A 20,056-nucleotide genomic window follows, 5' to 3' on the forward strand; every position below is an offset into this window, starting at 1 on the left:
ACGGCCGTTCGAAGCGAGGGAGTTTTCGGCGGTCCCGGGTAACGGACGCGGCGCCCGGTAAAATGACGTGGATGTCGTCCGAAGAACTGGCCGTCCGCAGCGCCGAGGCCGAGGCCAAGGCCCACGCGGGCGACTTCCGGGGCGCCGCCGCCGAGTTCAGGACCCTCGCCAGGGACTACACGCGGACGATGGGCGCGGACGACCCGCAGACCCTCGCCGTCCGGCTGAACCTCGCACGGGTGCTGGGCACGGCGAGGCAGGTCACGAAGGCCATCGACGTCTGCGAGCGCCTCCTGCGCGACCAGGCCCGCGTCCTGGGCCCCGAGCACGCCGACGTCCTGGAGACCAGGCAGCTGCTCGCCAACCTGCGCTACCAGTCGGGTGACTCGGAGGGCGCCGCGGCCGAACTGGAGCAGCTCCACACCGCGCTGTCGCGGCTGTTCCTGCCGACCCACGACCGGATCACGAAGGTCAAGCGCGACATCGCGTTCCTGAAGCGCTCGCCCTGACCTGGGAGACATCACTCACACCGGCGTCCTGCACGACGCTGGTATGCCGCCCCACGTTCACCGGCGTCGCAGGCAAAACCACCAGATTCGGGCTTGCAGGGCAGGTGAGGGTGGGGGACTCTTCTACGGTGAGTGAGGAAACGATCCAACTCGATCTCAACGAATCCGGGGTGGCCGTCGACCTGCCCTTGCCGGCGAACAACCGGGACGGCGTCCAGGGAGTTCCCTACCGGCCGGTCGAATTCCGAGACGATGATCTTCCGTCAGCACTGGAACGCGCTGCTGCCTGGTTGCGGCAGACCCAGGACTGGCTGGGCGAACCCGTGGACGTGATCGCAGTTCATCTCGACTACGACGACAGGCACGGCAACCCGTACTACGACCTCAAGTTGCTCTGCAACGAGGAGGACCTGGCGGGCGTGCCCAAGGTCATGCGAGAACACGAAGGGTCAGCTACCGGTCAGTAGCATTTCCGGCTACCGTTCGGAAGCATGTCGGATCGCGTATATCCCCCGGTGATCGCCGCAGCGAAGACCATGTTCAAGGTGCTCGACCTGCGGATCACCGTGGAGGGGGCGCACCACGTCCCGCGCACGGGTGCAGCGGTGCTGGCGTCGAACCACGTCAGCTACCTCGACTTCATCTTCGCGGGCTACGGCGCGCAGCTCTCGGGGCGCCTCACGCGGTTCATGGCGAAGCACGAGATCTTCGCCAACAAGATCGCAGGCCCGCTCATGCGCGGCATGCACCACATCCCCGTCGACCGGAGCGCGGGCCAGGCCTCCTACCAGCAGGCCCTGTCCGCGCTCCGCACCGGCGAGGTCGTCGGGATCTTCCCCGAGGCCACCATCAGCCGTTCGTTCACGGTCAAGGACATCAAGTCCGGCGCGAACCGCCTGGCGCACGAGGCCGGCGTCCCGATCATCCCCGTCGCGCTGTGGGGCACCCAGCGCCTGTGGACCAAGGGCCGTCCCAAGAACCTGACCCAGCGGCACGTGCCGGTCACCATCCTCATCGGCGAGCCGTTCGAGGCCTCCCCCGGCGACTCCGGCGACGAGGTTCTGCACAAGCGGATGCGTGAACTGCTGGACACCGCGCAGGCGAACTACCCGAACGAGCCGGGCGCCTGGTGGGTTCCGAAACACCTGGGTGGCACCGCGCCGACGCCGGAAGAGGCCGCCGCGCTGGACGCCCGCGGGCGCTGAGCAGGCGATACAAGGTTTCTGCAAGCCGTCCGGGCCATAGTGGCCGTGCGCACGAAGCGGTGAGTCCGCACTGGGGGAACTCATCCTTCGAGCGCACGGGACGCGTCCGCACGGTGTGAAGGGGGACCCTCCTCACCGAGGAGGGGCACCGGGCTGACGCGGCTCGAACGAAGAGACAGCGGCCGGTGCCGGTCGCCCCCTCTCAGGCCTCTGCTTCCGCCGATTCCGGTGAAGGTTCCGCAGGAGCCTCCTCGGCGGGCGCCGCGGCAGGCTCCGCCGCACGCGCCGGAGCGTCCGCGGACGAGCGCAGCCGCTGCGAAATCACCTGCGAGATGCCGTCCCCGCGCATCGAGACGCCGTAGAGGGCGTCCGCGATCTCCATGGTCGGCTTCTGGTGGGTGATGATCAGCAGCTGCGAACGGTCCCGCAGCTGCTGGAACAGGCCGATCAGCCGGTGCAGGTTCGTGTCGTCCAGCGCGGCCTCGACCTCGTCCATCACGTAGAACGGTGAGGGGCGGGCGCGGAAGATCGCGACCAGCATCGCGACCGCGGCCAGCGACTTCTCGCCACCGGACAGCAGCGACAGGCGCTTGACCTTCTTGCCGGGCGGGCGGGCCTCCAGCTCGATGCCGGTGGTCAGCATGTCGTCGGGCTCGGTCAGCACCAGGCGGCCCTCGCCGCCGGGGAACAGGACCTTGAAGACGATCTCGAACTCGCGCGCCACGTCCTCGTAGGCCAGCGTGAAGACCTCGAGGATCTTGTCGTCGACCTCCTTCACGACGGTGAGCAGGTCGCGGCGGGTGTCCTTGATGTCCTCGAGCTGCGTGGAGAGGAACTTGTAGCGCTCCTCCAGGGCGGCGAACTCCTCCAGCGCGAGCGGGTTCACCTTGCCCAGCAACGAGAGGTCGCGCTCGGCGCGCTTGGCGCGGCGGGCCTGGGTGTCGCGGTCGTACGGCATCGGCTGCGGCTCGGAGACCTGCTCGCCGCGTTCCTTGGCCGCGGTGTACTCGGCCATCTCGGCGGCCGAGGCGGGCACCATGACGTCCGGGCCATACTCGTTCACGAGGTCGTCGAGACCGATGCCGAAGTCCTCGGCGATCTTGGTCTCCAGCTGTTCGATGCGCATGCGCTGCTCGGCGCGCAGGACCTCGTCGCGGTGCACGGCGTCGACGAGCTTCTCCAGCTCGCCGGACATCTCCCGCACGACGTTGCGCACCTGGGTCAGCAGGAGCTCGTGCTGCTGGCGGCGTTCCTGGGCCTGGTCGCGCTCACGGGCGGCGCGGGCCAGCGAGATCTCGATGCGTTCGAGCGCCTGCTCACCGCCTCGGACGACGGCCTTGGCGACGACCGCACCGCGCGCACGGTGGGCCGTGGCGCGTGCGTGGCGTTCGCGGGCCTCACGCTCAGCGCGTGCGGCACGACGCAGGCCCTCTGCCTTGCCCTGTACGGCCCGAGCGCGCTCCTCGGCCGTGCGCTGCACCAGACGCGCGTCCATCTCGCTCTGGCGCGCCTGAGCGAGCTCCGCGGACAACGCGTCGCGCTGCTCGGTGTCCGGCTCGTCGTCGAGGGTCTGCTCCTCCTCGGCCATCAGCAGCCGCTCTTCGAGCTCGCCCAGCTTCATCAGGGCTTCCTCGCGCGACCGCTCGACCTTGGCGCGCTGCTCGCTGATGCGGCTGACCTCGGCCTCCGCCGACCGCACGGCCGCGGCCATCCGGTTCAGCCGCTCGCCGGAGCGGGCCTGGCGGACCTTGGCCTCCTGCATGGCCTCCTTGACCGCGTCGAGCACCTTGCGGCGGGCCTGCTGCTCGGCGCGAGCGCCCTCCAACGCGGCGGAAGCGTGCTCCAGCGCCCGTTCCGCGGTCGCGAGCTGCTCCTGCGCCTCGTCGACGGCGGCCTGCACCTCGATCACGCTCTGGCCCTGGGCACCCGAACCACCGACGGCCCAGTCCGTGCCGAAGAGGTCGCCGTCCCTGGTGACCGCGCGGCCGCTGAACCGCGCCGCGGAGTCCAGGTCGTCGACGACCGCGAGGCGGTCGAGGGCTCGGGCCAGCGCCGGGCGCAACGCCTCGGGCGCGTGCACGACGTCGATGGCCCAGCGCGCGCCGTGCGGCAGGTGGCCCCACCCGGAGGTGTCCACAGTGGAATCGTGTGAGCCGATCAGCACGCCGGCGCGTCCGGCGTCCTTCTCCTTCAACAACTTCAGGGCGGCGAGCGCACCTTCACCGGACGACACCGCGACGGCGTCGGCGATCGGGCCGAGGGCGGCGGCCAGCGCCACCTCGAAGCCCGGCTCCACGGTCAGCAGCGCGGCGACGGACCCCAGCAGCCCCGGCACGTCCGACGCGAGCAGCGCGCCCGCACCGTCCTTGCGCGTGAGGCCCAGCGAGAGCGCGTCGACGCGTGCGCGCCACGACGCGATGTCCCGCTCCGCGGTGCGTTCGGCCTTCACGAGCTCCTCGACGCGCTGCCGTGCCGCGTCGTTGGACTGCACGGCCTGGCGGTGGCGTTCGTCGAGGTCGTTGTCGCCCTCGTCCTCGTAGCCGGTGACCGCCTGCGCCTCGGCCAGTTCGATCGAGGCGAACTCGACGCGTTCGGAGGCCTCCGCGACCGTGACGGAGAGGCGTTCGATCTCCTCGGCGGTCGCGTTCGTCTTGCTGCGCAACGCCTCCACCTGACCGGAGAGGCGCGCGAGGCCCTCCCGGCGGTCGGCGATCGCGCGGACGGCGGCGATGTGCGCCTTCTCCGCCTGCGAGACCATGCGCTCCAGTTCGGACCGCGTCTCCACGGCCTCCGCGAGCGCGATGCGGGCCTCGGTGACGCCTTCCTGGAGTTCCAGCTCCATCTCGGCGGTCTCCTCGGCCTCGCGGTCGAGGTCGTCGGGGTCCCGGCCGCGGCTCGGCGCGTCCACGACGTCGGACAGGTGGCGGGCGCGCTCGGCGGCGAGGCGGACGGTGCCGCGGAGGCGTTCCTCCAAAGCGGACAGCCGGTACCAGGTGTCCTGCGCGGCCTGCAGCTTCGGCGAGTCGGCCGCGACCCGCTCCTCCAGCTCGTTCTGCTGGTACTGCGCGGCCTGCAACGACTTCTCGACCTCGGCGCGGCGCACGCGGGCCTTCGCCTCGTCGTGCTCCTCCTGCGCGATGGCCTCGCGCTGCGTCACCAGGTCGTCGGCGAGCAGGCGGAGTTTGCTGTCCCGCAGCTCGGACTGGACGACCTGCGCCCGGCGGGCGATCTCGGCCTGCTTGCCCAGCGGCTTGAGCTGGCGGCGCAGTTCGGCGGTGAGGTCGGTGAGGCGCGTCAGGTTCGCCTGCATCGCCTCGAGCTTGCGCAGCGCCTTTTCCTTGCGCTTGCGGTGCTTCAGGACGCCGGCGGCCTCTTCGATGAAGGCGCGGCGTTCCTCCGGTTTGGACTCGAGGATCGCGGCGAGCTGGCCCTGACCGACGATCACGTGCATCTCGCGGCCGATGCCGGAGTCCGAGAGCAACTCCTGGATGTCCATCAGGCGGCACGAGTTGCCGTTGATCTCGTACTCGGTGGCGCCCTCGCGGAACATGCGGCGGGTGATCGACACCTCGGTGTACTCGATCGGCAGCATGCCGTCGGCGTTGTCGATCGTCAGCGTCACCTCGGCACGGCCCAGGGGCGCGCGGCCGGACGTGCCGGCGAAGATGACGTCCTCCATCTTGCCGCCGCGCAGGTCCTTGGCACCCTGCGTGCCCATCACCCAGCGCAGCGCGTCGAGCACGTTGGACTTGCCGGACCCGTTGGGGCCGACCACACAGGTGATGCCGGGCTCGAAGCGCAGCGTGGTAGCCGAGGCGAAGGACTTGAAGCCCTTCAGCGTCAGGCTCTTGAGATGCACGCGGGGCAGAGTACCCAAACGCTTGCGGCCGATGCGGGACCCCGCCGCCGACCTGCGTTTCTACGGGCGGAGAGTGACCAGCAACCCGCTCTCGTCCGACACCTCCAGGCGATCGATCTCCTCGACCCGGAACGACGTCGAACCGGGAATCCGCTCGTCAGGGGCGTGGTCGGAGCCCCACCAGCCGCCGACCTCCCGCTGGCCCCGCCGGTCGAACACGATGACCTTGCAACGCGCGCCCGGTTTGACGTCGCCCAGCTTGAACCACATCTCGGTGCCCCAGGACTTGGAGACCATCGACACCTCCCCGTCCACGCCGGTGCCGGGGTCCTTCGCCGCCCACGTCGGCGCGGGCGGGGGCTGCAGGAACAGGATCCCGCCGGCCAGCGCGAACGCCACCAGGACGGCGGCGCAGACCAGGGCCACGCGGCGCTGCCGGTTCGGCTTCGGCGGGCTCGCGGGGACGTCGTCGAGGTGCTCGACGTCCTCCAGCGCCAGGCGGCCGAGCAGGCCCGGCAGCGGGGCCAGCCTCAGCATCTCGGCCTGGCACGCCTCGCAGGTGCCGAGGTGGCGTTCGAACGCGGCTCGCTCCTTGAGGTCGAGCGAGCCGAAGAGGTAGGCGCCGACGTCGACGGTGTGCTGGCAGCTCACGCCCCGGTCACCCCTCTCTCCTCCAGTGCGTCGCGCAGCGCCCTCAGTGCGTAGAAGCAGCGCGACTTGACCGTGCCCGGCGGGATGCCGAGCGTCCTGGCGGCCTCCGCGACGGTGCGGCGGCGGTAGTACAGCTCGATGACGACCGTCCGGTGCTCTGGCGTGAGCGCTCTGAGCGCCGACGCGATCTGCCACGTCTGCAGCACGTGTTCGACCTGGTCGCTGACCGGGGGCAGGTCCACCGGTTCGAGCGGCACCTCGGTCGCGCGTGCGTTGCGGCGGCGGTACCCGGAGATCACCAGGTTCTTCGCGACCGTGTAGAGCCACGGCGCCGCGTCGTCCGGTGTCAGCTCCTCGTGGTGCCGCCACGCGCGGAGCAAGGTCTCCTGCACGACGTCCTCCGCCTGCTGGTAGTCACCGTCGACCAGCCGCAGCACGTAGTGCAGCAGCGGGCCTCTCCAGCGGTCGTACAGCTGGATGAGGACGTCTTCCGAGGAGTCCACGATCCCCTCTACGCCGTCTTCGCGAGAACGGTTCAGCGCTCGATGAAACCGGTCAGGTCGCCCCTGGCGGCCGACCACTGCTCACCGACCGATTCGACCTGACCGGGGGTGTCACCCGATCGGAGAGCGTTCAGCAGTTGTTCACAGTTCTCGCGTGACCCCTCGGCCACCACCTCGACCCGTCCGTCCGGCCGGTTCGAGGCACTCCCGACCAGTCCCAGTTCCAGCGCCCGTGCCCGCGTCCACCAGCGGAAACCGACACCCTGCACCCGGCCGCGCACCCACGCGTTCAGTCGTACGTCCACGTCCGGATCGTGCCGCAATCACACCAGGTGACCAACGACGCACTCAGGGCTTGTCACCCATTAGTGGTACGGTCCCGACCCGTGAGTGCCCGCAGCCTCTTACTCGGCCTGCTGATCGGTGCGACCGGAATCGGCGGTCTCGCCTTCACCGGAACCTCTCCTCTCGGCATCGGCTTCACCAACGCCGCGCAGCAGGAGAGCGCCGACGCGGCGAACCAGCTCGGCACGGGCAACGCAGCCGCACCCAACGGACGCCCCACCCTCGAAGCCACCGGTGCCGGCACTCCCCCCGCCTCCTCGTCGTCCTCCTCCGCTCCCACCACCACGACGACCGAGACGACGCCCTCCTCTTCTTCTTCGTCCGCCGCGCCCACCACCACGACGACGGCGCCTCCCGAAGCGCCGAAGCCGCCCACGCAGACGAAGGCACCGACCGGCCAAACGCCGGAACAGGCCGTGCTCGCGCTCGTGAACGACGCCCGCGCCGCGGCCGGCTGCAAGGCCCTCGTGATCGACGACCGCATCACGACCGCCGCGCAGGCCCACAGCACGGACATGGCGAACAAGAACTACTTCTCGCACACCTCGCAGGACGGCCGCACGTTCGACGTCCGCATGAAGGAAGCCGGCTACCCGAGGCCGGGCGGCGAGAACATCGCGAAGGGCTACGCCAACGCCCAGGCCGTCGTGAAGGGCTGGATGGAGAGCACCGGCCACCGCGAGAACATCGAGAACTGCAGCTTCACCACGATGGGCGTGGGGCTGGACACCCGCGGCAACTACTGGACCCAGAACTTCGGCCGCTGACCGCTTCGAGCAGGGGAAACTTCGTGTACGAGAGCCCGGAACCGGACTCGCGCCCGCGCTTGCGCTTGCGCCGGGGTGCACCGCAGGTCGTGCTGGCCGCTTCAGGCGTCGTGCTGGCGACCGTCTTCGCCGCCGTCGCCTCCCTCGCCGCGGGTTCGGACTCCGCGAACGAGGCGCCGGCGACCCAGCCCCCGCGCAAGGAGGCCGTGCGCGACGCCCTGAGCATCGTGCCGACGTCCTCCCCGACCTCGTCCGTCGAGCAGACGTCGTCGGTCTCGGAGACCACGACGACGTCCGAGACCACCACGACGACGAAGAAGACGCGCGTCACGACCATCACGCGCCCCGACGGCACCACGACCACGGTCACGACCGAGGAACCGCCGCCCGCGAACACGTCGACGACGACCACGACCACCAAGCCCGTGGACCCGACCACCACCACTACCAAGCCGGTGGACCCGACCACGACCACGAACCCGACCACAACGACTACGCCCTCGTAGGGTTACGCCAGTCACCGCCATGTGACGCACTGCTACACGAAGGTGTGGCGGGACTGAGGCGTTGGTTCGTTTCCGCCGATAACTCGAACGCAAGACCATCCGACCGGGTATCCCACGAGGAGATGGGTGTGTTCGAGGAAGATCATCCGCAGTCACCGACCGAGCCGGCCCCGCAGAAGAAGCGCGTGGGCACGGCAGTGATGCTGGCTGCGGGCGGTGTCGTCGTCGCGACGCTGTTCGCCACCGTGGCGTCCATGCTCGCCGCCTCAGGCCGTGAGGCGGCACCGGAGCGCACGGCGGCCGACATCGTGCAGACCATCACGAGCGTCGCACCCGACGGCAGCACCAGTACCGTCGTCGTCACCGTGTCCTCCAGCGCCGGATCGCCCAAGCCCGCGTCCGCCCCGGACCGCAAGCAGGCCGCGCCCCAGCAGGACCAGCCGAAGCCGGGCACCCCGGAGGGGCCGCAGCTCACCACCGACCCGGCCAAGCCGACGAAGACCGAGACGCAGAGCACGCCGCCGCCCCACACGGAGCCGCCGTCGTCGACCGCGTCGTCCTCTTCCTCGTCGTCGACGCCCGAGCCGACGCCGTCCACGTCGTCGAGCACGCCGCCGCCGGACCCGAAGCCCTAGCTCCGGCCGAGCTTCACGGGCGCCACGATCGACCGGCCCCGAAGGCCCTGCCTCACGGCTCGAACCGGTACCCCATGCCGGGCTCCGTCAGCAGGTGCCGCGGCCGCGCGGGCTCCGGCTCCAGCTTCCGCCGCAGCTGCGCCAGGTACACCCGCAGGTAGTGCGTCTCCTTCTCGTACGCGGGCCCCCACACGTCGCGCAGCAGCTGCTTCTGCGCGACGAGCTTGCCCGCGTTGCGCGCCAGCACCTCCAGCAGGCCCCATTCGGTCGGCGTGAGGTGCACCTCGGCGCCGTCCTTCAGCACTCGCTTCGCCGCCAGGTCGACGGTGAACGAGGCGGTCTTCACGACCGGCTCGTCCTCCGGCCCGGTGGCGGCCGAGCGGCGGACGGCGGCGCGCAGGCGGGCCAGGAGCTCGTCCATGCCGAAGGGTTTCGTCACGTAGTCGTCGGCGCCGGCGTCGAGGGCGTCCACCTTGTCGGCCGAGTCGGTGCGGGCGGACAGGACGATGATCGGCAGGCTGGTCCAGCCGCGCAGGCCCGCGATGACGTCGGTGCCGTCCATGTCCGGCAGGCCCAGGTCGAGGACCACGACGTCGGGCTTGCCGTCGGCCGCCAGCCGCAGAGCCGTCGCGCCGTCGGGGGCCGTGAGCACCTCGTAGCCCCGCGCCGAGAGGTTGATCCGCAGGGCGCGCACGATCTGCGGCTCGTCGTCGACCACCAGTACCTTCGTCACGCTGCCCTCTCCTCGGCGGGGAGTGAGATCACCACGGTGAGGCCGCCACCGGGTGTGTCCTCCATGGTGATCGTGCCTCCCATCGCCTCCGTGAAACCCTTCGCCACGCTCAGACCGAGACCAACGCCACCCGGCGTGCGGTCGCCCAGTCGCTGGAACGGCGCGAAGACCTCCTCGGCGGTGCCGGCGGGCAGGCCCCGGCCGTGGTCCACGACGCGCAGTTCCACCTCGGAGCCGTGGGCGGACGCGCGCACCGCGACGGCGCCGGCGTAGCGCACGGCGTTGCCGACGACGTTCGCGATCACGCGTTCGAGCAGGCCCAGGTCGGCGCGCACGGGCGGCAGCTCCTCCGGGACGTCGACCTCGACGTCGCCGGTCTGCCCGGCCAACGCCCGCGCGACGGCCTCGTAGTAGTCGACCGCGCGGAACTGCGGCTCGACGGCGCCCGTGGCGAGCCGGGACGAGTCGAGCAGGTTGTCGACCAGCCCGGTCAGCCGGTCAGCCGACTCCTCGACGGCCTCCAGCAGGTCGGCGGTGTCCTCACCCGACAGCGTCAGCTCCGGGTCGCGCAACGAGCCCACGGACGCCTTGATCGACGTCAGCGGCGTGCGGAGGTCGTGGCCGACGGCGCTCAGCAGAGCGGTGCGCAGTTCGGTGCGGGAGGCCTGGCGCTGCGCCTCGAGGGCCTGCTCGGCCATGCGTTGCTGCCTCAGCGCGAGCAACGCCTGCCCCGCGGCCGCCTCCAGGACGCGGCGGTCGGACGCGGGCAGCGAACGGCCGCGCAGCGCCAGGTGCACCTCCGGCGTCACGGCTATGTCGACGTCCGCGTCGTCGGGCTCGTCGCACGGGCCTATGCCGACGCACGCGACGCGTTCCCAGGCGCCGTCGACGCGTTCGAGCAGCGCGACGGAGGCGAGGCCGAAGTTCTCTCGCACCTTCTCCAACAGCCGTGCGAGCGGCTGGGGGTTCGTCAGCACGGTGCGCGCGTACGACGCGAGGAGCGTGGCCTCGGTGCGAGCGCGCGCCGCTTGGGCCGCACGGCGAGCGGCGTAGTCGACCACCAACGCGGTGGACACGCCCACGATGATCATCGCGAAGAAGGTGAGCACGTTCTGCTGCGCGTTGATGGTGAACGTGTAGAGGGGCTCGGTGAAGAAGAAGTTCAGCAACAAAGCGTTGATCAGCGCGGCGGTGATCGCGGGCCCGAGGCCGCCGACCATCGCCACGACCAGGGTGACCAGCAGGTACGCGATGACGTTCGTGGAGAAGTTCAGGCCTTCCCGCAACGACGACCCGGCCGCGGTGACGAGCGCGGGCCCGGCGATCGCGAGGAACCAGCCCCACGCGAGCCTGCCCGCCTTCAACGGGCTGCCCGCGAACCGGGCGCGCCAGCCGTTGGTCGTCGTCGGGTGCGTGACCATGTGGACGTCGATCGCTCCGGACTCCTGCACGACCGTAGAGCCGATGCCCGCCGAGAACACGCGCGCGAACCGTGAACGGCGCGAGGTGCCGACCACGAGCTGTGTGGCATTCACGCCTCGAGAGAACTCCAGCAACGCCGTTGGCACGTCATCACCGACAACGGTGTGGAACGTCGCACCGACGTCTTCAGCAAGCGTGCGGTACTTCTGCAATGAGTGCGGATCCGCTCCCGCGAGTCCATCTCCGCGAAGCACGTGCACGACCAGAAGGTCGCCACCCGCGCGCGTGGCGATGCGACGCGCGCGCCGGATGAGAGTCTCGCTTTCCGCACCACCGGTGATGGCGACGACGACACGTTCGCGCGTCTCCCACGTGTCCGTGATCTGCTGTTCGGTCCGATAGCGCATCAACGCCACGTCGACTTGATCAGCGACCCACAGCAACGCGAGTTCGCGCAACGCGGTGAGGTTTCCGACGCGGAAGTAGTTGCCGAGCGCGGCGTCGATCTTGTTCGCCGCGTAGACGTCGCCGTGCGCGAGCCTGCGGCGCAACGCTTCGGGCGTGAGGTCGACGAGCTGCGTCTGGTCGGCTTTGCGCACGACCTCGTCCGGCACCGTTTCCTTCTGCGGCACGCCCGTTATGCGCTGAACGACGTCGTTGAGCGATTCAAGATGTTGAATGTTCACCGTCGAGAGCACGTCGACACCCGCTTCGAGGAGTTCCTCGACGTCCTGCCACCTCTTCGCATTGCGCGATCCCGGCGCGTTCGTGTGCGCGAGTTCGTCCACGACGGCGACCTGCGGAGCGCGGGCCAGCACGGCGTCGACGTCCATCTCGGACAGTTCGACCCCGCGGTGCGTGAAATGCCTGCGCGGCACGACTTCCAGGCCTTCGACCAGCTCAGCGGTCTTCGCCCGGCCGTGGCTCTCCACGAATCCGACGACGACGTCCGTGCCGCGTTCCCGCCTCCGGTGCGCCTCGCTGAGCATGGCGAACGTTTTCCCGACACCGGGAGCGGCACCGAGGTGGATGCGGAGCGCGCCACGTCTGGGTTTCGAACTCACCGGACCAGTCTGCACCGGCCCCGCCTGGACCGTTCGGGGGTACGGCTTGCGCCACCCGGCGAAACGAGTGCGCCTTCCCACAGTTCTGTCAGAAGATCTGTCCTGTTGAATCATGCTTCAGCCCGGCGACCGTTCGAGTGAGCTTCGCCGCGCTTTTTACGCTGTTTACCTGCACATTTAAGTGTGCTGGACGCGCCCCGTGACGCCCCGCGTCACCACAACGGCCGAATGGGTTATCGGCAAGTGGCGGATAGCGCGCAGAGCGTGAATGAGGGAAAGTGCCAGGGTTCGTGTCCGAATTCGGACAATCACATGCGCGCGGAGAAACGATGCCCACCACCGTCACCAACCACGAGGCTCTTCAACTCGTGGTGGCCGTGCACCGGCTGGTGCGAAGTCTTCGACAGGCCGCTCCGGCCCGTCGTTTGCAACCCACCCAGTTATTGGTGCTGTCAGAACTGAGCGCCCACGGCCCGATGCGGATCGGCGAGATCGCGGTGCGCGCGCTGTGCTCACAGCCGACCGCCACAACCGTCGTGACCAGCCTGGAGTCCACCGGACTCGTCCGTCGCGAACCAGACGCCGCAGACGGCAGGGCGACCATAGTCGTGCTCACCGAAGTGGGCCGCGAGACCATCGCGTCGCTTGCTCACGGCGAAGCCGAACTATTGAGTGAAAGAATGTCCGAGCTTTCGCCGGAAGACAGAGAACACCTGCGCTCGGCCATGCCGGTTTTGCGCCACCTGGCCGAACCGCAGGACAACAAGTAGGAGCGGGACCCCCCGACGGGTCCCGCTCCAGGATTTACTTGCTCGGTGACACAGAAGTGGGTGGCACCGAGCTCGGAGTTGCGCTTCCAGAACTCGACGGTGCCGCGCTCTCCCCCGAAGGCGTTGATGACGGAGAGGGAACGCTCGGTGCCACTGTGTAACACCGACCGTTTTCGTAGTCGATCTGCGGCCGCGGATAGCGGTTAGCGGGAATCACCGGCTCAGGACCGCTGCCGGGTTCGTTGCAGCTGCTGGCGTAGTTGCGCGACGCGTTGATCGGCTGACCGTCCTGGTCGTACAGCAGCACGTTCGTCAGCAGCTTGCCGTTCTCGTCGTACGCGTAGATGTTCTCGTACGACTGCGGCGCAGGCGGCATGTACGACGACCGCGACGTGCTGTACGCGAGCTGGTTCGCCGTGACGTCGATGACCTGGAACAGCAACCCCACCGCCAGCGCGGAAGCGGGCAGGCTGAACCACAGCCACCGCCGGTCGACCTTGGCACGCGGCCCGGCGAACACCGAGAGCACCGCGATCCCGGCCACCGCGAGGAAGCCGAGCAGGTCGCGGCTGGCGAGCAGCACGGCCCCGAGGCCGAGCAGACCGGCCCGCAGCAGCCACCACGCGGGCTGCAACGACTTGAGGTACGTGAGCGCGCGCTCCGCCGGCGTGCCCTGCTCCGGCGTCAGCCACTTCTCGAGCCGGTGGGTCTCCGGCAGGTTCATGATCTCCTGCTGCAGCGGCCCCCGGTCGTGCACCAGCGCGAGGCTGAGCACGAGGATCGCCGCGGGCAGCAGGAGCACCGCCGGCTCCTTCAACGCCACCGTGCCCGCGAGCAACGTCACCCCGGTGGCGGCGACCAGCCCCCACGCCGCCGCCCGAGGCCTCGTCAGCCACTGCTGCTTCGTCGTGACCGGCAAGCGCTCGGTCCGCGCCGGGTAGCCGGCCGCCTGCCGCAGCTCCTGCGCGTACTGCTCGGGCGACCCGAGCCGCTGCTCGAGGGTCTCGCCCTCCCCGAGCTCGGTGGACAGCTCAGCGACGTGCGCCTCGACGTCCTCCATGATCTCGGCGACCTCGTTGGGCGGCAGGTCGTCGAGAGTGGCACGCATCCCCGCCAGGTAGTGCTCGACACCAAGCGCTTGCGTGTTCATGCTGCGACCTCCTCGAGCAGGCCGTCCAGCGTGCTCGCGAACGACCTCCACGTCTCCCTCGACTCAGCCAGGCGCGCCCGCCCGGTCTCGTTGATGCTGTAGTACTTGCGGTGCGGCCCCTCTTCACTCGGCACCACGTACGAGGTCAGCATCCCCGCGTTGTAGAGCCTGCGCAGCGTGCCGTAGACCGACGCGTCGCCCACTTCGTTCAATCCCCCGGCGCGCAGTCTGCGCACCACGTCGTACCCGTACCCGTCGTCCTTGCGGAGAACCGCCAGGACGGCCAGGTCCAGCACCCCTTTGAGCAGTTGACTGGTGTCCATGGCCCCCTCCGCGCGCTGTTGCGCTGTGAACACTACTACGCATCGCGCAGTACTGTCTAATGCGTTAGCCCCGGAGTGGACAGAAGAGGGATTTGGGCACGTCAAGGGCACTTTGGGAGGACGTACGCAGGTGCTGGCGCGTTGCTCAGCGGGGTGATTGAGACGCGGGGTCGACAGCCCCGCAGGAGGTCAGAGCCTCGGGCGCGGCTGGCAGCGCGGGCAGGAGTACGACGAGCGGTTCATGAACGGCTCGCGGACGATCGCCGCCCCGCACCGCTTGCACGGCCGGTTCTCCTGGCCGTAGGCGTTCAGCGAGCGGTCGAAGTACCCCGACTGGCCGTTGATGTTCACGTAGAGCGCGTCGAACGACGTACCGCCCTGACCGAGGGCCTCACGCATCACGTCGGTGGCGTGGTCCAGCAACTCGGCGGCCTTGGCCTTGGCGAGTTTGTCGGTCATGCGGGTGCCGTGGAGCTTGGCGCGCCAGAGGGCCTCGTCGGCGTAGATGTTGCCGATACCGGAGACGAGCGTCTGGTCGAGCAGGGCACGCTTGATCTCCGTGTGACGCAGGCGCAACGCGCGCACGGCAGCATCACGGGAGAAGAGAGGGTCCATCGGGTCTCGGGCGATGTGCGCCACCGAGTCCGGGACGAGGGTGCCGTCAACCTCGACGAGTTCGGCCAGCGCGAGGCCGCCGAAGGTGCGCTGGTCCACGAAGCGGAGTTCCGGTCCGCCGTCGTCGAACCGGAAGCGGACGCGCAGGTGCTTCTCGTCGGGAGCCGACGAGGGTTGGACCAGCATTTGGCCGCTCATGCCCAGGTGCGCGAGCATGGCGGCCTTGTCGGCCAGTTCTACCCAGAGGTACTTGCCGCGGCGCCTGGCGGCGGCCATGGGTTGGCCCGCCAGGCGCGCGCAGAAGTCCTGTGAACCCAGATCGTGCCGGCGGATGGCGCGTGGGTGCAGCACCTCTACCGAGGAGATGACCCGGCCGGCGACGTGGGCTTCAAGGCCGAGGCGTACTACCTCGACCTCTGGGAGTTCGGGCACGTCAGGCTTCGGACTTGCCCTCGTCGACGGGCTGCGCCTCGATCACGGCGGCCTGCGGCTTGGTGGGCTTGAGCACCCACACCCCCGCGCGGCTCGTGTCCCTGACCAGCACAAGTCCCTGGATGCCTCCGCTGCGGGAGGTGTTCACCGGTCCGCGGACGGTGCGGGTGCGGCGGTTGGTGCGGTTCCTGGTCGCATACATTTGCGTGTCTCAGTCTTCCTCGGATGGGAGGGTCCCTGGCGTCACCGAGGCGCCGTTCTGTCCGTTCTTGGTCGCGACCGACTCCTGCTCGGCCTTGACCCGTTCCGACAGAACATGATAAGCCGCTTCGGCGGCTTTCTGCTCGGCTTCCTTCTTGGTGCGCCCATCACCCTTGCCGTAAGGCTGGCCACCGACGAGCACCGTTGCGGTGAACTCTTTTCGGTGATCCGGCCCCTGGTCGTCCACGCGGTACTCCGGGACGCCGAGGCTGGCTTGAGCGGTGAGCTCCTGCAGGCTTGTCTTCCAGTCCAGTCCAGCACCCAAAAGCGGAGCTTTGGCCAAGAGCGGATCGAACAGCCGGTGAACGAACGTTCGTGCGGTATCGATACCGAACTGCAGGTACACCGCACCGATGACGGCCTCGAGGCCGTCGGCGAGGATGCTCGCCTTGTCCCTGCCGCCGGTCAGCTCTTCGCCACGACCGAGCAGCAGGTGTGCACCGAGCCCGCCCTTGCCCAGGTCACGCGCTACGCCCGCCAGTGCGTGCATATTCACCACGCTGGCGCGGAGCTTCGCGAGTTGACCCTCGGGAAGATCGGGATGGGTGCGGTAGAGGTGGTCGGTGACGACCAACCCGAGAACCGCGTCTCCCAGGAACTCGAGACGCTCGTTCGGCGGAAGCCCGCCGTTCTCGTACGCGTACGACCGGTGGGTGAGTGCGAGCACGAGCAGCTCGGCGTCCAGGTGGACGCCGAGCGCTTCGAGCAGATCCGCGCGGTCCGCTTGCGGTGCGCGCGGCGGCTTTCCCCCCACTACGACGGCGAGGAGATCAGGCCGGCTGAGCGACCTGGCGGCCAGCGTACTGACCACAGGCCGGGCAGGCGACGTGCTGCGGCTTCGGCTGACGGCAGGCCTTGTTCTGGCAAGCCACCAGGTGCACGGCAGACGTCTTCCACTGGGAACGGCGCGCACGGGTGTTCGAACGCGACATCTTCCGCTTCGGGACGGCCACGACTACTTCTCCTCCGAGTTGTCATCGCTGAACCGCTCTTGCAACGCGGCCCAACGAGGGTCAATCGTCTCATGCCCGTGGTCGGGCCCGAGCTCCGCCCATCTGCCACCACACTCGGAGCAAAGCCCCTTGCAGTCCGGCTCGCAGAGCGGCGCCTGCGGCAGCGCGAGGACGATGGCGTCCCGCACCACAGGCTCGAGGTCGATCAGATCGTTCTCGATCCGGCTGACCTCGTCTTCCTCAGTGGTCTCGTCCGTGGTGCTGTCCGGGTACGCGTAGAGCTCCGTGATCCGGACTTCAACCTCATCGGTGATGGGCTCGAGGCACCTCGCGCACTCACCTTCGACCTTGGCGAACGCCGTCCCCGACACGAGCACGCCCTCGACGACCGATTCGGTCAGGAGGTCGAGCTCCACCTCTCCGCCTTCTGGCACCGCGATCACGCCGAGGAGCCCCATGCCTGCCGCGGGAACCGACCGGACGAAGGGTCGGCTGGACCCGGCGCGACGGCCGAGATCCCTGGTGTCGAAGACCCAGGGACCGGATGCTGTGGGACGCGTGGACGCGTGACGATGCTCAGTCATGATCAGATTGGTTGCCGGCGGGGACCTACCACGTCCAGCCGTTCCAGGGTACGGGACGACGCCCCCGCGCGTGAAATCGGCAGGTGAACCCACCTGTCCGACGTAGCGCGAATCACACGTTCAGGCCACCTGGTTCGTCAGGAACCGTAGTCGAACGGTGCCGCGGCACCCGCGACGGCGGGACCACGCAGGTGCGAACGGCCCTTGCCGACCGAACGGAGCGTGTGCGCGAGGAGGTCCTCGAAGTCCGCGAGCTTGCCGTCGACGTACGCGTCGCACTCCGACCGCAGCCGGATCGACTCGTTCTGGGCGGCGTCGAGGATGCGCGCGGCCTCGGCGTGCGCCGCCCGGACGACCTCCTGCTCGTTGACGAGCCTGGCCTGCTCGGCGCGGCCGTCCTCGGTGGCGCGCTCGTAGTTGGCGCGGCCCGCCTGGATCATGCGCTCGGCCTCGGCGTGCGAACGGCCCACCAGGTCGTCGTACTCCTGACGGCCCGCGGCCACGGTCCGCTCCGCCTGGTCCTCGGCCTCGGCGATCATCCGCTCCGCACGGGCGCGCGCGTCGGACAGCATGGCCTCGGCCTCGGCCTGCGCCTCGGCGAGCATGCGGTCCGCGTCGGCGCGCGCCTTCGACACGCCGGACTCGGCCTCGTGCTTGGCCTTGCCGACGAGCTCTTCCTTGTGGTCCAGCACGTCCTGCGCGTCGTCGAGCTCCGCGGGGATCGCGTCGCGCACGTCGTCGAGCAGTTCGAGCACGTCGCCGCGCGGCACCACGCACCCCGAGGTCATCGGAACTCCGCGCGCTTCCTCGACGATCGTGACGAGCTCGTCGAGTGCCTCGAACACCCGGTACACGTCTCACTCCCTCAAGCCTGTGACTCCCACCCACAAGTGTGCCCTGCCGATCTCCCCCGCACCGGGACGTCGGCAGGGCGTGTCAGGATTTCCCCACATCACACCGGGGGAACCATGAAGATCACAATCAGGCGGGCGCGGGCCGAGGACGTCGACCCGATCGTGGCGATGCTGGCGGACGACCCGCTGGGCGCGCGGCGCGAGAAGCCGGGCGACCCGGCCTACCTGGAGGCGTTCGAGGTGATCGACGCCGACCCGCACCAGTACCTGGCCGTGGCGGACCTCGACGGCGAGGTCGTCGGCACGCTGCAGCTGACGTTCACGTCGGGCCTGTCGCGCCTGGGCATGACCCGCGCGACCGTCGAGGCCGTGCGGGTGCGCTCCGACCAGCGCGGCAACGGTCTCGGCGCCGACCTGGTGCGGTGGGCGGTCGACGAGGCGCGCGCACGGGGGTGCGGAATGGTGCAGCTGACGACGGACGCGTCCCGCGTGGACGCGCACCGCTTCTACGAGCGGCTCGGCTTCAGCGCGTCACACGTCGGGATGAAGCTGTCGCTCTAGCGGGTCTCGGCGAGGCGCTGCTGCAGCCGCTGCTCGATGGCCGCGGGCAGCAGCGTCGAGACGTCGCCACCGTACGTCGCGACCTCCTTGACCAGCGAGGACGCCAGGTAGGAGTACTGCGGGCTGGCCTGCATGAACAGCGTGTCGACACCGGTGAGCTGGTGGTTCATCTGCGCCATCTGCAGCTCGTAGTCGTAGTCGCTGACCGCGCGCAGGCCCTTCACGATGGCCTTGATGTTGTTCTCGCGGCAGTAGTCGACCAACAGCCCGTGCCACGAGTCCACGCGCACGTTGTCCCACTGCGACGTGACCTCGCGCAGCATCTCCTGCCGCTCCTCGACGTCGAACAAGGTGCGCTTGTTCTTGTTGATGAGCACGGCGACGACAACCTCGTCGAACAGGTGCGCGGCTCTCCCGATGATGTCCAGGTGACCGTTCGTTACCGGGTCGTAGGAGCCGGGGTACACGGCACGTGTCATGAAGCGGACGTTAGCACCCGATCGGACGCCTCCAGGCGTGTCCGTGGTTCTCGTCACCCATCAGAACGCACCTGTCCCCAGTACACGGCCGTGTCCCCGTAACGCTTGGCACGCAACGATTCCACCCCTTCAGGCCAAGCTGGTTCGCCACTTCGCGAAGCACGTTCCACGATCAAGACGGCATCCTGCGTGAGCCTCGGCACGATCCCCTTGAGCACCTTGGCGAGCTCGTCGTCCCCGACCGCGTACGGCGGATCGGCGAACACGACGTCGAACTCCTCCCCTTCGGCCAGCACATACGCCTCGGCCGTGCGGTTGGCGATGGTCGTGTTCGCGAACCCGAGCTCCTTGGCGTTGCCTTTGAGCACGTCAGCGGCCCGCTTGTCCGACTCCACGAACGTCGCGTGCCCGGCCCCCCGGCTCAACGCCTCGAACCCGAGCGCCCCCGACCCCGCGTAGAGGTCCAGCACACGGGCGCCGTCCAGGTCCATGAGCGACTCGAGGGAGCTGAACAGGGCCTCCCGCACCCGCTCGGACGTGGGCCGCGTGCCTTTGGGCGGGACCTTGAGCCTGCGACCTCCCGCGGACCCGGCAACGATTCGTGTCACGGCCTCATCGTCTCAGGCGCGATGTCGGAGGCGAGCCAGGTGGTGGGCGCGAGGGGGCGGAGTGGCGAGCGGGCGCGAGGCCGAAGGCGAGCCGCGTGATCGGTGCGACGCCGAAGGCGAGCCGTCCTGAGCAAAGAGGTACCGGCGGTGGGGTCCCATCACGAGTCGCGCCACAGCACTTGCTGCATGCCTGAGGGGGTGTCAACTCGACACGCTTTTCGTCGAGTTGACACCCCCTCAGGCATGTGGCCCGCTCCTGGTGCGGCT

At 69.3% G+C, this 20,056-nt stretch carries 24 protein-coding genes; 8 read left to right on the top strand and 16 right to left on the bottom strand.

Features of this window, described 5'->3' with window-relative positions; all coding sequences use genetic code 11:
• Positions 1 to 71 precede the first annotated feature (71 nt).
• From BMY74_RS18875 to BMY74_RS18885, 3 genes are all read left to right on the top strand, one after another.
• Positions 72 to 509, top strand: a complete 438-nt coding sequence (locus BMY74_RS18875; RefSeq protein ID WP_143091616.1) for a tetratricopeptide repeat protein — start codon at positions 72 to 74, stop codon at positions 507 to 509.
• Between the two features lie 128 nt (positions 510 to 637).
• Positions 638 to 976: a hypothetical protein gene (locus BMY74_RS18880; protein ID WP_089917622.1), complete on the top strand. Its 339-nt coding sequence runs from the start codon at positions 638 to 640 to the stop codon at positions 974 to 976.
• Between the two features lie 24 nt (positions 977 to 1,000).
• Entirely contained in the window at positions 1,001 to 1,714 is a 714-nt protein-coding gene (locus tag BMY74_RS18885) for a lysophospholipid acyltransferase family protein (RefSeq protein ID WP_089917624.1), read from the top strand.
• 202 nt (positions 1,715 to 1,916) lie between these two features.
• Here the strand turns inward: BMY74_RS18885 and smc are convergent, their stop codons facing one another.
• The 4 genes from smc to BMY74_RS18905 are packed head-to-tail and all read right to left on the bottom strand — an operon-like array spanning position 1,917 to position 7,032.
• A complete protein-coding gene (gene smc, locus BMY74_RS18890; protein ID WP_089917626.1) occupies positions 1,917 to 5,573 on the bottom strand; it encodes a chromosome segregation protein SMC in 3,657 nt (1,218 codons plus the stop codon).
• A gap of 60 nt (positions 5,574 to 5,633) precedes the next feature.
• On the bottom strand, positions 5,634 to 6,224 hold the full coding sequence (locus BMY74_RS18895) for an anti-sigma factor family protein (RefSeq protein WP_089917628.1): 591 nt from the start codon (positions 6,222 to 6,224) through the stop codon (positions 5,634 to 5,636).
• Complete coding sequence (locus BMY74_RS18900) at positions 6,221 to 6,727, bottom strand: sigma-70 family RNA polymerase sigma factor (protein WP_089917629.1); 507 nt, start codon at positions 6,725 to 6,727, stop codon at positions 6,221 to 6,223. Before BMY74_RS18900 ends, BMY74_RS18895 begins: the two co-directional genes overlap by 4 nt.
• Before the next feature lie 32 nt (positions 6,728 to 6,759).
• Entirely contained in the window at positions 6,760 to 7,032 is a 273-nt protein-coding gene (locus BMY74_RS18905) for an acylphosphatase (protein ID WP_245786214.1), read from the bottom strand.
• A gap of 81 nt (positions 7,033 to 7,113) precedes the next feature.
• Here BMY74_RS18905 and BMY74_RS18910 point away from each other — a divergent pair, with 81 nt between their 5' ends.
• The 3 genes from BMY74_RS18910 to BMY74_RS18920 all read left to right on the top strand — a co-directional run bounded on the left by BMY74_RS18910 (position 7,114) and on the right by BMY74_RS18920 (position 8,980).
• Positions 7,114 to 7,839: a CAP domain-containing protein gene (locus BMY74_RS18910; RefSeq protein WP_245786215.1), complete on the top strand. Its 726-nt coding sequence runs from the start codon at positions 7,114 to 7,116 to the stop codon at positions 7,837 to 7,839.
• Between the two features lie 23 nt (positions 7,840 to 7,862).
• Positions 7,863 to 8,345 (top strand): hypothetical protein, encoded by a 483-nt coding sequence (locus BMY74_RS45110; protein WP_177229807.1) that lies wholly within the window; start codon positions 7,863 to 7,865, stop codon positions 8,343 to 8,345.
• Positions 8,346 to 8,473: 128 nt separating this feature from the next.
• Positions 8,474 to 8,980: a hypothetical protein gene (locus tag BMY74_RS18920; RefSeq protein WP_143091617.1), complete on the top strand. Its 507-nt coding sequence runs from the start codon at positions 8,474 to 8,476 to the stop codon at positions 8,978 to 8,980.
• A gap of 52 nt (positions 8,981 to 9,032) precedes the next feature.
• Here BMY74_RS18920 and BMY74_RS18925 read toward each other — a convergent pair whose 3' ends face one another.
• Both BMY74_RS18925 and BMY74_RS18930 read right to left on the bottom strand, forming a co-directional pair.
• The gene (locus BMY74_RS18925) at positions 9,033 to 9,713 is read right to left on the bottom strand and encodes a response regulator (RefSeq protein ID WP_089917634.1); all 681 of its coding nucleotides are present in this window, start codon (positions 9,711 to 9,713) and stop codon (positions 9,033 to 9,035) included.
• A complete protein-coding gene (locus tag BMY74_RS18930) occupies positions 9,710 to 12,313 on the bottom strand; it encodes a DUF4118 domain-containing protein (protein ID WP_089917636.1) in 2,604 nt (867 codons plus the stop codon). The genes BMY74_RS18925 and BMY74_RS18930 overlap by 4 nt, the downstream gene beginning before the upstream one ends.
• Before the next feature lie 215 nt (positions 12,314 to 12,528).
• Between BMY74_RS18930 and BMY74_RS18935 the strand changes: the two genes are divergently transcribed.
• On the top strand, positions 12,529 to 12,969 hold the full coding sequence (locus tag BMY74_RS18935) for a MarR family winged helix-turn-helix transcriptional regulator (RefSeq protein WP_089917637.1): 441 nt from the start codon (positions 12,529 to 12,531) through the stop codon (positions 12,967 to 12,969).
• Positions 12,970 to 13,003: 34 nt separating this feature from the next.
• On the opposite strand, the gene BMY74_RS18940 is transcribed toward BMY74_RS18935, so the two are convergent.
• The 8 genes from BMY74_RS18940 to BMY74_RS18975 form a co-directional block, all read right to left on the bottom strand.
• Positions 13,004 to 14,119, bottom strand: coding sequence for a DUF1700 domain-containing protein (locus BMY74_RS18940; RefSeq protein ID WP_089917639.1), 1,116 nt, complete (start codon positions 14,117 to 14,119; stop codon positions 13,004 to 13,006).
• The gene (locus tag BMY74_RS18945; protein ID WP_089917641.1) at positions 14,116 to 14,442 is read right to left on the bottom strand and encodes a PadR family transcriptional regulator; all 327 of its coding nucleotides are present in this window, start codon (positions 14,440 to 14,442) and stop codon (positions 14,116 to 14,118) included. Before BMY74_RS18945 ends, BMY74_RS18940 begins: the two co-directional genes overlap by 4 nt.
• 189 nt (positions 14,443 to 14,631) lie before the next feature.
• Positions 14,632 to 15,489: a bifunctional DNA-formamidopyrimidine glycosylase/DNA-(apurinic or apyrimidinic site) lyase gene (gene mutM, locus BMY74_RS18950; protein ID WP_089917642.1), complete on the bottom strand. Its 858-nt coding sequence runs from the start codon at positions 15,487 to 15,489 to the stop codon at positions 14,632 to 14,634.
• Position 15,490: 1 nt separating this feature from the next.
• The gene (locus tag BMY74_RS18955) at positions 15,491 to 15,691 is read right to left on the bottom strand and encodes a hypothetical protein (protein WP_030467960.1); all 201 of its coding nucleotides are present in this window, start codon (positions 15,689 to 15,691) and stop codon (positions 15,491 to 15,493) included.
• A 9-nt stretch (positions 15,692 to 15,700) separates the two neighbouring features.
• Positions 15,701 to 16,504 carry a ribonuclease III gene (gene rnc / locus BMY74_RS18960; protein WP_089917644.1) on the bottom strand — a complete coding sequence of 268 codons (804 nt, stop codon included), beginning with the start codon at positions 16,502 to 16,504 and terminating at the stop codon, positions 15,701 to 15,703.
• A 16-nt stretch (positions 16,505 to 16,520) separates the two neighbouring features.
• Positions 16,521 to 16,703 carry a 50S ribosomal protein L32 gene (gene rpmF / locus BMY74_RS18965; RefSeq protein WP_065916643.1) on the bottom strand — a complete coding sequence of 61 codons (183 nt, stop codon included), beginning with the start codon at positions 16,701 to 16,703 and terminating at the stop codon, positions 16,521 to 16,523.
• Between the two features lie 2 nt (positions 16,704 to 16,705).
• Entirely contained in the window at positions 16,706 to 17,287 is a 582-nt protein-coding gene (locus BMY74_RS18970; protein ID WP_089917646.1) for a YceD family protein, read from the bottom strand.
• A gap of 137 nt (positions 17,288 to 17,424) precedes the next feature.
• On the bottom strand, positions 17,425 to 18,141 hold the full coding sequence (locus BMY74_RS18975; protein WP_089917647.1) for a DivIVA domain-containing protein: 717 nt from the start codon (positions 18,139 to 18,141) through the stop codon (positions 17,425 to 17,427).
• 114 nt (positions 18,142 to 18,255) lie between these two features.
• Here BMY74_RS18975 and BMY74_RS18980 point away from each other — a divergent pair, with 114 nt between their 5' ends.
• Positions 18,256 to 18,702, top strand: coding sequence for a GNAT family N-acetyltransferase (locus tag BMY74_RS18980; RefSeq protein ID WP_089917649.1), 447 nt, complete (start codon positions 18,256 to 18,258; stop codon positions 18,700 to 18,702).
• On the opposite strand, the gene coaD is transcribed toward BMY74_RS18980, so the two are convergent.
• Both coaD and rsmD read right to left on the bottom strand, forming a co-directional pair.
• On the bottom strand, positions 18,699 to 19,181 hold the full coding sequence (gene coaD, locus BMY74_RS18985; protein ID WP_089917651.1) for a pantetheine-phosphate adenylyltransferase: 483 nt from the start codon (positions 19,179 to 19,181) through the stop codon (positions 18,699 to 18,701). The genes BMY74_RS18980 and coaD overlap by 4 nt on opposite strands.
• A 53-nt stretch (positions 19,182 to 19,234) precedes the next feature.
• Positions 19,235 to 19,789, bottom strand: coding sequence for a 16S rRNA (guanine(966)-N(2))-methyltransferase RsmD (rsmD, locus tag BMY74_RS18990; RefSeq protein WP_089917652.1), 555 nt, complete (start codon positions 19,787 to 19,789; stop codon positions 19,235 to 19,237).
• Between the last annotated feature and the right edge of the window lie 267 nt (positions 19,790 to 20,056).

Source organism: Lentzea albida (assembly GCF_900111005.1).
GTDB lineage: Bacteria > Actinomycetota > Actinomycetes > Mycobacteriales > Pseudonocardiaceae > Lentzea > Lentzea albida.